Source organism: Wolbachia endosymbiont of Chrysomya megacephala (assembly GCF_008245065.1).
Taxonomy (GTDB): domain Bacteria; phylum Pseudomonadota; class Alphaproteobacteria; order Rickettsiales; family Anaplasmataceae; genus Wolbachia.
In genome coordinates, this window is the sequence record NZ_CP021120.1 from 486,093 (window position 1) to 497,594 (window position 11,502).

Consider the following 11,502-nt stretch of genomic DNA (forward strand, 5'->3'; position numbering starts at 1 on the left):
CTTCTCTTACGGATACATCAGTGTAATAATACTATAAAAATAAGCTCTTAGATCAAGCCATTTGTATATTAAGAGATAAAGACAAAAATCTAGACTGTGACTTTTGATTTAACCCAATGGTATAACTTACTTATTTTGCCATCGTGACCAAGCATTCCAGAATTATTTCTATAAAAGGTGTCAACTATTAGCTTTATAGAGCCTAAAGCAGCAGAAAATACAGGATTTTTGTCGTATTCGCCATCAAGACCGCTACAAGATTCAGGGCATCCGATACGGACTTGTTTATTGAATATATAGCTTGCAATTTCTTTCATGCTTGTGAGTTGACTGGTTCCACCTGTGATCACTACTTTATTAATTGGATCTTTCTGTTCTTGAAATTGTTCTCTTATCAGCTCAAGTATTTCCTCAACCCTTGGTCTTATGATGTTAACAAGTTCAGACTTAAACACTTGAGTTGGTTCATCGCTTTCATTACTTTGCACTGCAATACATTCATTCTCATCTATTGAAGTTACAATAGTGCTACCGTATAGTATTTTTATGCGTTCAGCATGCTCTATACTTGTGCATAGTCCATAAGCTATATCTCGGGTAATGTGAATGCCACCAATTGGAATGCTGCTTGTGTACACAAGTTTTCCTCTCTTAAAAATTCCAATTGCAGTGCATCCACCTCCTATGTCAACAACGGCAGTTCCTAGCTCTTTTTCATCTTTACTTAGACAGGCAAGGCCTGCAGAATATGCAGAAGCAACACAACCAGACATACTTATCCCACTATTATTAGTTATACAATTTTCGATATTGGTAAGCGCTGGACGCGAAGCAGTGACAACATTAACATCAGCAGATAATCTTTTTCCATATAATCCACTGACTTCCTTTATGTCAGTCATATCATCTAAGTGATATTTCAGTGGTATATTGTGAATGATGACATTTTCTTCGATATATTTCTCAAATGTCTGAAAGACTACACGTTTTATGTCTCGGTCTGAAATTTCGTGATTAGCTGCAATAATTTCGTTATATACGTTAAAAGATGAGACTCCACATCCGGCTACATTCACATATATCTGGTCTATAGTCTCTTCTGATACTTGCTCAGCTAAACCTATAGTTGATGAAATAGAGTAACTTGCATGCTTTGCATCAGTTATTGATCCACCGCTTATACCTTCTGCACTTTTATAACCCGTTCCTATTATTTTATAGCTGAAGTTGCTATTGATCTTAACAATGAGACAGATAATTTTTGTTGTACCTACGTCTAAAACGGCAAAAACATTTCGCTTTGGTTTTATTATTACTGCAGAGTACATTAGTTGACCTTATGACACAATTCCATTCAAATTGTAGCTTCCTTTAATAATTTATATTTCTATTAAAAATACAGCAACATTTTAATATACCCAAAATACTGTACAAAGGAAAAAATAAAACATAAAATTTTAATTTTATGTCTAAATTGCCAATTGTAATTGCCCCTGATGAAAGGTTAACTACACGTGCCAGTGAAGTAATAGATATAACCGATAAAATTAAAGAATTAGTAAACGACATGTTCGAAACTATGTACTATGCAGAAGGTCTTGGTCTTGCTGCAGTACAAGTTGGAGTGCTGAAGAGAATTTTTATCATGGACGTTCAGCCAGAGAAGGCTGAAGATGGGCCAGCAGGATATGAATCAACTGGCAAATTTTGCATGATTAACCCTGAAATTACAGAATTATCGGGTGAACAAGTAATTCTCAAAGAAGGGTGCCTTTCAATTCCAGAGCAAAGCCATGAAATTAAGCGTCCAAAATATTTAACTGTGAAATATAAAAATTTAAATAACGAAGAACAGACGCTAAAAGCTAGTGGTTGGCTTGCAAGGTGTATTCAGCATGAGTTAGATCATTTAAATGGTATATTATACGTTAGACATTTGTCTAAATTGAAGTACGATATGGCTATGAAAAAAGCTCAAAAGGTTAAGAGGCACTATGAACAATGAAGATCTAGAATTGTTGAAGTTCTATCATGAAGTGGGTGTTGACTGCACGCTAACTGAAGGTGAAGAGGAAAAAAAAGTGGAAAATGAGAGAGCTGCACAGTCTTCTGTCATCGAGCAGAAAAAAGCCATGTTCCCAAGTGATTGGATCATTGAAGCAAGGAAGCTTGCAAGTGAATGTGGTAGTGTAGATGAACTAAGAAGTGCAGTTAAGTCATTTGAGGGTTGTGAAATAAAAAAAACTGCAACTAATACTGTTTTTTCCGATGGTAATCCAAATGCAAAAATCATGCTTGTTGGTGAAGCACCAGGAGCAAATGAAGACCTGAAAGGCATACCATTTTGTGGTGCAAGCGGAATGCTGCTCGATAAGATGCTCGGTGCAATTAATCTGGACCGCACTAAGGTATATATAAGCAACACCGTGTTTTGGCGTCCACCAGGTAATAGAAAACCAACTGATCTAGAGCTTGATATGTGCAGACCATTTGTTGAGAAGCATATTGCTCTTGTTTTACCGCAGATTCTGATTTTTGTTGGAGGAATCGCATGTTATAGCCTTCTTGATAACACAAAGACTATATCGAACTTGCGTGGCAAATTTCATACTTATACTAACCAATATTTATCTCATGCAATTACCACAGCCGCTATATTTCATCCAGCCTATCTACTTCGTCAACCAGCACAAAAACGCTTAGCTTGGGAAGATTTAAAGAAGATTAGAGAATATCTTGATAATACCAATAACCACACGGACGTTTAGCTTACTACTTGTTGTCATCGCAGTACCTTCTCCTATCATTCCAGACTAGAATGACACCCTATTGACACACTGCCTAGTTCATGTTAGTTATAGATATTAAGAAATTTACTAAACAAAAAAAAGGCAAAAGAATCCCCCAGTAGTGAGTTTTGACCCTATAATAATGTAAATTGGCATTGTAATAATGTGCTAACGCTTATTTAAAGCGTGTTTTGGCTGAATGTAGAAAAAATAAAAAAGACATGCAGCCGCTATAATTTTATGTAATCTGCCAATATATACCTGAGTTTTTTACTGAATTTTGTTGTTAAATCTGCAGAGATTAAAAACAAGGATAAATACTCTTATTGATATGATAAGGGAAAGTGGGAGAGTCTGTCAAGTAACTTTTGCTATTGCTACTTGAGTTCCTGTAATCACAATGTTGGTGCAATGTATGCATGGAATTTTATTTACTCTATAATATGTTGGTTTATAGTAGTACTAATGCAGAAATAAATGGAGGAAACATTGGAAAGCAATATAAAAAAATTGAAAGGAAATTTTTTAGAACAAGCAATTAGAGTAAATCATGCTGGCGAATATGGAGCCATTTGCATTTATTCTGGTCAAAAATTTATTCTTAAAAAATCTTCCATAATTGACAAAATAATTGAAATGGAGGAGCAGGAAAAAAAACATTTCCACTATTTTAATGAGAAAATCAAGGAGCAAAGAGTTCGTCCTACTGTTTTGTTGCCAGTTTGGGGTGCTTTAGGGGTATCACTTGGTGTTGTAACTGCCATGATGGGTAAAAAAGCCGCTATGGCTTGCACTGCTGCAGTTGAAGAAGTGATCGGAGAGCACTACAAGGAGCAAGTCTTACATTTAGAAGATGGGGAATTAAGAGAAACTATAAGTAAATTTCGCGATGAGGAATTAGAGCACAGAGATATTGCAATTCAGCACAATGCCGAAAGCGCACTTGGCTACAACGTTTTATCTTTGTTCATAAAAACAAGCTGCAAAGCTGCTATTTACCTCTCTAAATTGATTTAATCAATCACTATTTGACAACCAACCACATTTGCCTTTAGTTCTTGTGCTAATTGCTGCCTCATATCCTCTACTACAATCGAATGCGTATGAATGTTTATAATTAATTTCTTAATTATTATCCTAAAAATACATTAATTTAATTCCCTATTAGAGTTTTCTTGTTGTTGTAAACATGTTTGCATAAGACTAGTAGATGGAACGTTTTTAATAGTCTGAGTTAACTCCTCAGGAATATTTTCAAAACTCTTGCCCATAACTTCTAAAACACTTTTTCCCTGTATAAGACAATTCCCTCCAAAGCTTGATTTGTTTTCTAACTTGCTAAACCTTATTTTGCTTTTCTCATCAATTTCTACTACCATTTTGTTACCATCTTTCCGTAGATAAATACTAATCTCTCCTATTTTAGTAGTAAAAAATATTTCAATACCACCTTTTAAGATATCTGTGTAATTTCTTTTTCCATCTTCTGTAATTTCAACTTTTACTATATTTTCCTCAATCTGAAATATGCCAACTTCTAAATCCTTAGCTTTTTCATTATTTAAAGTTCTCGCAATTTCAACAATACTACCTTGTGGATACTTAATATAAAAATATTTATTATCTACTTCTACTTCAAGATCATATTTATCAATTTGCTTGTTATTTTCTTTCACAATACCTTCATATGCTAGACCCTCTAGCATTTTTTTCTTACTCTTACATTGTTCGTTAAGATCATTTAAATAATTAGAGCCGTAATATCCGCCTTCAATATCGCTATAAAAAGATAATCCTTTTTCTACCCCACCTTTTAACACTAAATTACGAGTGATCTTTTGTATGATATTTTTTGTAGTTGAATTGTGTGGATTTGCATGAAAGCGATTAATTAATTCTTCCATTTTTTCAAATATAAAATTTGTTACAGTCTTATTATCCTTACCGTAATATGAGTTTAATCTTATTCCTTGATTTAAATAACCCTCTATTATGCGTTCCATGTACTTTAAAACGCTTTCTTGCTCATCGTGTTCTGTTATACCTTTTATCATCTCATCACAAAATTTTTTAACTAGAATTTGTTCATCTGTAGTCAATGGTATTTGCAATTTCGTAGAAGATGAGTCTCGCTCAAAAAGATAAATTATTGACAATTCTTCTGCTCTTTTAATAAAGTCATAACTTCTTAGATATTCTGCAACATCTTTGTTTTTTGCGTACCTTTTCTTGATTAAATCCATATGCCTATCTTTACGACTTATAGTCGGTAATTTTGGATTTGATGAACTACTCTGTTGACTATTGAAGAAGCTGTTAGAGAACTGTTCAGGCTCTAAAATAAGATTACTTTCACCTTGTTTACCTACTTGCTTAGACATATTATATACCATAACCAATAAAACTTTTTAGTGATTACTTCAATACATAGATAAGTCAATAAAAATATCTTTTTCTCTTCAGTGCTAAAAAATTGTCAAAAATCTCAAAATTGGTTAATTGCATATAATCTACTTTCTGGTATACACCAAAACTACCGTAGAAAGCTTCAACTTTGAAAGGGATTAACAAATAAAATTCTTGTACTTTACCTCTACTAAAGTACAATCAGGCTTTATTTAATATTTTTCATGCTTGATGAAGTACATGAGGAGTGTGGGGTATTTGGCATAAGTTGCAACCAAAGTGCTGCTTTTAACTCTATACTTGCTCTCCACGCTTTGCAGCATAGAGGTCAAGAGTCTTTTGGTGTAGTAACCAGTAACAACGATAAGCTGCTCTCTTATCACTTTCAAGGTCAAGTGAGCAGCGTATTTGATGATATAGATGAAATAAAGAAATCCTTACCTGGAGACTGTGCAATAGGTCATGTTCGATACTCAACCAGTGGTAGTAAATTTGGAGTGCAGCCCATGTTTGGCAAAAGTGGCAAATTTGGAGATTTCGCCATAGCACATAATGGTAATTTAATTAATATTTCTCCGATACGCGAACAATTAATTAAACAAGAGTGTGTTTTTCAGTCAGATATTGATACAGAAGTAGTAGTGCATCTGACAGCAAGCGGTGAAAAAGATAGCTTTTTAGAGAGTTTTATATATGCATTAAAGCAAATACAAGGTGCTTATTCTTTTGTGGCAATCAATCAAGAAGTAGTTATTGGAGTACGTGATCCATCTGGAATCAGGCCTCTTGTTTTAGGAAAGTTAAACGGTTCTTACGTTCTTGCATCTGAAACTTGTGCTCTTGATATAATAAATGCAGAGTTTATTAGAGAAATAGAACCAGGCGAATTAGTTACCATCAGTTCGGATAGTAAGCTAGCCTCAATGTTTCCTTTCCCAAAGCAAAAATCAAGTTTTTGTATTTTTGAATACGTTTATTTTTCAAGACCAGACAGCATAATGGAGAATAGGTCTATATACGATACAAGAAAAGAAATAGGAAGAATACTTGCAAAGGAAAGTCCACCAAAGAACAATGTAGATATGATTGTACCAATACCTGATTCTGGAATACCTGCAGCTATTGGATATGCAAAGCATTCAGGATTACCTATGGAACTGGGGATAATTCGTAATCATTATATAGGAAGAACATTTATACAGCCAATCCCTGAAATACGTAAGGTTAGAATAAAATTAAAGTTCAATGCTAATAAGCATATTTTAAAGGGTAAAAACATAATTTTAATAGACGATAGTATAGTGCGTGGTAGCACGCTCAGAAGTATAATAGTTATGTTAAAAGATGCAGGAGTAAAAGAAATTCACCTAAAGATTTCATGTCCACCAATTAAGCACTCTTGTTTTTATGGAATAGATACGCCAGAGTGCAAAGATTTAATTGCTGCAAATAAATCTGTAGAGGAAATTAAGGAAGTTATAGGAATAGATAGCTTAGCCTTCTTGAGTATTGATGGCCTATACAGGGCTGTTAAAGGAGAGGTGCGTAACAATGCTACACCGCAATATTGTGATGCTTGCTTCACTGGTGATTACCCAATTGGTAAGTAATCTATTATTAATGAAGGTGAGGTTTTTTCTATGTTATATTAACAATTTTAAAAATAGATTTTTTGCATAACCATATAGTTTTTGCCTGGGTGTCATTTGAGTAAAAGCTACTTTACAAATTTCGTCATTTCCTTTACTATGGCACCAAGAGTATTTATCCTTGTTTTTAACCTGCAGGCTCAATCACAAAGTTCAGTAAAAAAACTCACATATTTATTGGCAAATTACACAAAAATTATAGCGGCTGCATGTCTTTTTTATTTTTTCTACATTCAGCCAAAACGCGCTTGTTAGGACATTATTACAACGCCAATTTAAATTATTAAAACTCTTCACACGGGGATTCTTTTGCCTTTTTTTTGCTTGGTAAATTTTTTAATATTTGTAGCTAAAGTAATTTTAGAGAGGTGTTATGTAAGTAGTTGACACCATCATAAATACACCTACGACAATGTTGCAAATTTTTATTTTCCTTTCCATTATGTCCAGAAGAGTTCGGTAGCTCTTTTACGCGAAATACCACATTTACGTCCTCAAGGTTAATTTCAATTCTCTTGACCAATGTTCTGATAATATCACGTTTAGTTAACCAGTCTGCGTTATCAAGGTTTAACGTAATATTGGAAGAAAAGTCTTCTAAATTGGCCACAACCAGAGTTACCTCCTGTTCTAATTCCTTTTGATAAAATATCTTTTTCTTCTCTTCTTTAATTGTTTTTAAGCTTTGTTTCATTGCTTTAATTCGTGGTTCAAATTCCTCTTGATTGATATATTCTTGAGCATAACTATCGATAAGTCTAGCAATACCACGTTTTAATTTATTTTCTTGTTTCTCTAGCAGGTCACTTTTTTGATCCAATGATGATTTTTTTAGTTCTGAAAGCCTACGCTTGTATTCTTCTAAAATCCTGTTTGGATTTTTCAATAACTGCTTAACCTCTTCCCACACAGCTGTTTCTAATGCATCTGAGCGAATGGGTTTATTGTCACAAATCTTATTACCACCAAAACGGTAAGAATCTTTACCACTACAACGGTAATATGCATAATGACCACCTTCTTCTTCTCGTCTACTTCTCATGCAAGTTCCGTAACATCCGTAATTACAACGCTTACATATGACTAAACCTTGTAGTAAGTACTTTGCTCCTCTTTTTCTTGTCCTTGCTACTTTTCTATTTTCAGCTAATTGTTCTTGAACAATATCAAATATATCTTCATCTACTATATTTGGCACTTTAATATAAATCCAATTTGCTTTTTCAACAGGATAGACAGAGTGGTTACTTTTTGGCTGCTCACAAGAGCCTTTCTGTGGTCTTACTTGCTTTAATCTTACTCCTAACCTTCTTCTACCAAAAGCTGCTTGTCCTTTGTAAGCAGGGTTTTTCAACATACTCCAAATTGTACCTTTATTCCAGCGTTCTTTTCCTTTTTGTGTCTTAATGGACATAGTATTTAGCCGACGACATACTTCCCCAATACTTGTTCTTTCTCTGCCTATCCACAAAAATACTTTACGAACGACATCAGCTTCTTTTTCGTTAATCTCAAATAAAGCTTGTCCTCCTCCCATATGCTTATCTATATAACGATAACCATAAGGAGCTCCTCCCATTACATTTACATAGCCTTTGTTAGCTGCATAGATTTTACCACGACGACTTCGTTCCATAATTTTCGCACGTTCATATTCTGCTATCATACCTTGCATTTGTAACAGTAATTGAGATTCTGGGTTACCGTTAATCTCATAATTTAAAAAAACCACTTTTGCTCCTGCTTTTTCAAATTCTTCAATCAGCACCATTTGATATGCATATTTTCTAGATAAACGATCAGGAGAATGAATGTAAATCTTATCAATTTTACCTTCTGTTACTTTATCACGTAATTTTTCTAAATCAGGGCGGACTAAATGAGATCCACTGTAGCCGTTATCAATAAATTTATACTCACTTAACAATCTGTATCCGTCCAGATTAATTTGCTTCTCTAAAGCTGCAATTTGACTTTCTATCGTATTTCCTTCTACTTGTTTCCCCGAAGAAACTCTCGCATATAAACATACTGTTACCATTTGACCCTCCTTGAATCCCATTTTTATGTTTTAAGTTTTTTTGACTTATTTCCTTTGACACTACCTTTTCATAAGCATCTGATAAGCATTGTTCTGCTAACCGATTAGGTTCATAGCTACAGCTAATTTGGATAGCTAATCTCTTGTTTCTCATGACTTTTCCTTGAAATAATATGTTCATATCATTCCTTAAAGCCGATGGTTAATTGATTATTAGCGCTATAAGTAAATCGGACTCTTGGTTCTGGACACAGAAGTTTTCGAGAAATGGTTTTCTCTAGTTTTATTTTTATGTTTTTTGCAACATTGTCGGTAGTGTAAAGGAATCAGTGTCAGCTACTTGAATAACAAAGAAAGAGGGCACTTGGATAACATCGAAGGAGCTACTCGAATAACACCTTCATGGTGGCTTAAATCACAAGTTCGTGCAATGATGGTGCTCCTTAAAGAAGCACCATTTGCTAATGTTTTGAAGCTTTAATGCTTATTATGCGCATTTATTTGTTGTTGTATTCCATGTTTTACCATCAGGGCAAGCAGTTGCACCATCTTTACAAATCACACCACCTGGTACTATTTTTGAAACAACTACAGGTGCACCAAAAAACACAGCAGTAAATGCACCGAGTGCAAAAAGCGCTGGCCATGGCATTCTGCCAAATATTGCAAGCAACGCTGCACCTATTATCACTATTGTAATCATAGGCCCGCCTATACCGTGAGTATAGCCTACTATTTTGCATATTGTATTGGTTGTTGCATCATCAGTAACAGCAGCAGCAAAAGTATTATCAAATGCAAAAGAGAGAATTAAAGCTACAAGTAGAAGAAAATTTTTCATTATGCCTCCGTATTTAACGCTGGATTATCTATCATTTTGATTAAATTTAAGTAAACGGTGAGGATTTTTTGCTTAAAAGTATGCTTTATTTCATTTAGAATACTTTTCTTAGTTTATTTATATTACAAGTGCTACAGCAATTTTATAGTATCGTTTATTGCCTTTATCGTGCTTTAATTGACACAATTTATAATGATGGAGTGGAGCATGCAGGGTATCTATCATTTTTAATCCTGTTATCAATATTTCCTTTTCTTATTGTTTTAATAGCCATGGCATCAACGTTCGCAAATTTCTTAGATCAATACAATGTCGGCTGGGCATTTATTATTGATAACATGCCACAGGATATTTTATCATCTTTGATGCCACGTATTAGGGAGATAATATCAGGTCCGCCACAAAGTTTGTTAACTTTAGCAGTTGTAGGTGCTGTTTGGACTGCCTCATCAACAATTGAAGGATTTAGAACGATACTCAATAAGGCCTATAAAGTTCCAGTTTCATCGCCTTATATATGGAGAAGGGTGCTCAGTATATTACAATTTTTAGTAATTACGCTTGTTACAACTCTGACTATAGTATTTTTTACATTAGTGCCAATGTTAATTGATTTTTCTTACCAAGGGCTAAGTTATACTAGATATTTACTTATCGAGTTTGTGCTTTTTACTATAGTATCTTGGATGTATTTTACATTGCCAAACATAAAACAAAGCTTATCAGACGTATTTCCCGGATCTTGTGTGGCTGTTATTCTTTGGACGATCTCTGCTTCAGCTTTCAAGCAATACTTAAAAGCTTCCTTTGACCAACTGAATTTGATATATGGAAGCTTAGGTGGTGTGGTAGTATCGTTACTATTTTTTTATGTGTTAAGTTTGATTTTTATATATGGAGCAAAATTTAATTTTCAGCTAAAATATTTCAATAAATCTTGCTAAAGAGAAAGAAATGGGTAAGTTAGAAGGTAAAATAGCTTTAATTACCGGAGCTTCAGGTGGAATAGGCTCTTCTGTTGCAAAAAGATTTGTAAAAGAAGGTGCATGTGTAATTCTGATTTCCAGATCTCTTGATAATCTCAAGCCACTATATAATGAAATTGAAGAGCTTGAAGAATTTAAAGAAGGCTCTGTGAAACTAATTCAGCTTGATCTTTTAGACTTTGAAAACGTAGAAAAATTGGCAAATATGATAGAAAGCCCAAAATTATCAGAATCTGGAACACTTGATATACTGATTACATGCACTGAAATTTTAGGTAAGTTGAGCTCTGTTCATGATTGTGAGCTTGAAGATCTACAGAACGTAATGAATACAAATTTTACTGCCAGTTGGTACTTGCTAAAAAATTTGGGTCCAATACTAAAAAAGTCTAATGCTGGAAGAGCGATATTCATGACCTCAGAGATAACACTTTCTCCTTCCTCTTATCCATATTGGGTACCATATGCTGCAAGTAAGGCTGCACTAGAAGCAATGGTGAAGATATATGCATCTGAGACAAAGCATACGAACTTATGCATAAATGCCGTGTATTCGGAAGGGCCTATCGATAGTGAAATGTATAAGCAAGCATTTTCAGGGAAAGATATATCTGAATTAGTATCGCCTGAGAAGTTAACAAATAAATTCGTAGAGTTGGCTTCTGATGACTGCAGTATATCAGGACAAATCTTGCCATTAAGTAAATCTCTTGAATAAGTTTGTACACTTTTTAATTACCTATAGTTCTTAGTCTGAACTCAATAAAAATTCACATATACAGGAAAGACT

At 34.1% G+C, this 11,502-nt stretch carries 10 protein-coding genes; 6 read left to right on the forward strand and 4 right to left on the reverse strand.

Going from position 1 to position 11,502, the window contains the following annotated elements; genetic code table 11:
* Positions 1-89 precede the first annotated feature (89 nt).
* A complete protein-coding gene (gene ftsA / locus CAI20_RS02285; RefSeq protein ID WP_007302316.1) occupies positions 90-1,328 on the reverse strand; it encodes a cell division protein FtsA in 1,239 nt (412 codons plus the stop codon).
* A gap of 137 nt (positions 1,329-1,465) precedes the next feature.
* Between ftsA and def the strand changes: the two genes are divergently transcribed.
* The 3 genes from def to CAI20_RS02300 all read left to right on the forward strand — a co-directional run bounded on the left by def (position 1,466) and on the right by CAI20_RS02300 (position 3,806).
* A complete protein-coding gene (def, locus tag CAI20_RS02290; protein WP_007302315.1) occupies positions 1,466-2,005 on the forward strand; it encodes a peptide deformylase in 540 nt (179 codons plus the stop codon).
* Positions 1,995-2,768, forward strand: a complete 774-nt coding sequence (locus tag CAI20_RS02295) for a uracil-DNA glycosylase (RefSeq protein WP_010403847.1) — start codon at positions 1,995-1,997, stop codon at positions 2,766-2,768. The genes def and CAI20_RS02295 overlap by 11 nt, the downstream gene beginning before the upstream one ends.
* Before the next feature lie 498 nt (positions 2,769-3,266).
* A complete protein-coding gene (locus tag CAI20_RS02300; protein ID WP_179943898.1) occupies positions 3,267-3,806 on the forward strand; it encodes a demethoxyubiquinone hydroxylase family protein in 540 nt (179 codons plus the stop codon).
* 131 nt (positions 3,807-3,937) lie between these two features.
* On the opposite strand, the gene CAI20_RS02305 is transcribed toward CAI20_RS02300, so the two are convergent.
* Positions 3,938-5,170, reverse strand: coding sequence for a hypothetical protein (locus CAI20_RS02305; protein ID WP_007302312.1), 1,233 nt, complete (start codon positions 5,168-5,170; stop codon positions 3,938-3,940).
* Positions 5,171-5,419: 249 nt separating this feature from the next.
* Here CAI20_RS02305 and purF point away from each other — a divergent pair, with 249 nt between their 5' ends.
* On the forward strand, positions 5,420-6,805 hold the full coding sequence (purF, locus tag CAI20_RS02310; RefSeq protein WP_007302311.1) for an amidophosphoribosyltransferase: 1,386 nt from the start codon (positions 5,420-5,422) through the stop codon (positions 6,803-6,805).
* Positions 6,806-7,193: 388 nt separating this feature from the next.
* Here purF and CAI20_RS06555 read toward each other — a convergent pair whose 3' ends face one another.
* Together CAI20_RS06555 and CAI20_RS02330 are read right to left on the reverse strand one after the other, a co-directional pair.
* Positions 7,194-8,906 carry a recombinase family protein gene (locus tag CAI20_RS06555; RefSeq protein WP_167495306.1) on the reverse strand — a complete coding sequence of 571 codons (1,713 nt, stop codon included), beginning with the start codon at positions 8,904-8,906 and terminating at the stop codon, positions 7,194-7,196.
* Between the two features lie 466 nt (positions 8,907-9,372).
* Positions 9,373-9,726: a TrbC/VirB2 family protein gene (locus tag CAI20_RS02330; protein WP_127464037.1), complete on the reverse strand. Its 354-nt coding sequence runs from the start codon at positions 9,724-9,726 to the stop codon at positions 9,373-9,375.
* 128 nt (positions 9,727-9,854) lie between these two features.
* On the opposite strand from CAI20_RS02330, the gene CAI20_RS02335 reads away from it, so the two are divergent.
* Both CAI20_RS02335 and CAI20_RS02340 read left to right on the forward strand, forming a co-directional pair.
* The gene (locus tag CAI20_RS02335) at positions 9,855-10,670 is read left to right on the forward strand and encodes a YihY/virulence factor BrkB family protein (RefSeq protein WP_149168756.1); all 816 of its coding nucleotides are present in this window, start codon (positions 9,855-9,857) and stop codon (positions 10,668-10,670) included.
* A gap of 10 nt (positions 10,671-10,680) precedes the next feature.
* On the forward strand, positions 10,681-11,430 hold the full coding sequence (locus CAI20_RS02340; RefSeq protein ID WP_245970065.1) for an SDR family oxidoreductase: 750 nt from the start codon (positions 10,681-10,683) through the stop codon (positions 11,428-11,430).
* Positions 11,431-11,502 lie beyond the last annotated feature (72 nt).

Bases quoted from the DNA above. Each gene is read 5' to 3' on its own strand.
- def (WP_007302315.1), top strand. From the start codon at position 1,466: ATGTCTAAATTGCCAATTGTAATTGCCCCTGATGAAAGGTTAACTACA.
- purF (WP_007302311.1), top strand. From the start codon at position 5,420: ATGCTTGATGAAGTACATGAGGAGTGTGGGGTATTTGGCATAAGTTGC.
- CAI20_RS06555 (WP_167495306.1), bottom strand. From the start codon at position 8,906: ATGGGATTCAAGGAGGGTCAAATGGTAACAGTATGTTTATATGCGAGA.
- CAI20_RS02295 (WP_010403847.1), top strand. From the start codon at position 1,995: ATGAACAATGAAGATCTAGAATTGTTGAAGTTCTATCATGAAGTGGGT.
- ftsA (WP_007302316.1), bottom strand. From the start codon at position 1,328: ATGTACTCTGCAGTAATAATAAAACCAAAGCGAAATGTTTTTGCCGTT.
- CAI20_RS02330 (WP_127464037.1), bottom strand. From the start codon at position 9,726: ATGAAAAATTTTCTTCTACTTGTAGCTTTAATTCTCTCTTTTGCATTT.
- CAI20_RS02340 (WP_245970065.1), top strand. From the start codon at position 10,681: ATGGGTAAGTTAGAAGGTAAAATAGCTTTAATTACCGGAGCTTCAGGT.
- CAI20_RS02300 (WP_179943898.1), top strand. From the start codon at position 3,267: ATGGAGGAAACATTGGAAAGCAATATAAAAAAATTGAAAGGAAATTTT.
- CAI20_RS02305 (WP_007302312.1), bottom strand. From the start codon at position 5,170: ATGTCTAAGCAAGTAGGTAAACAAGGTGAAAGTAATCTTATTTTAGAG.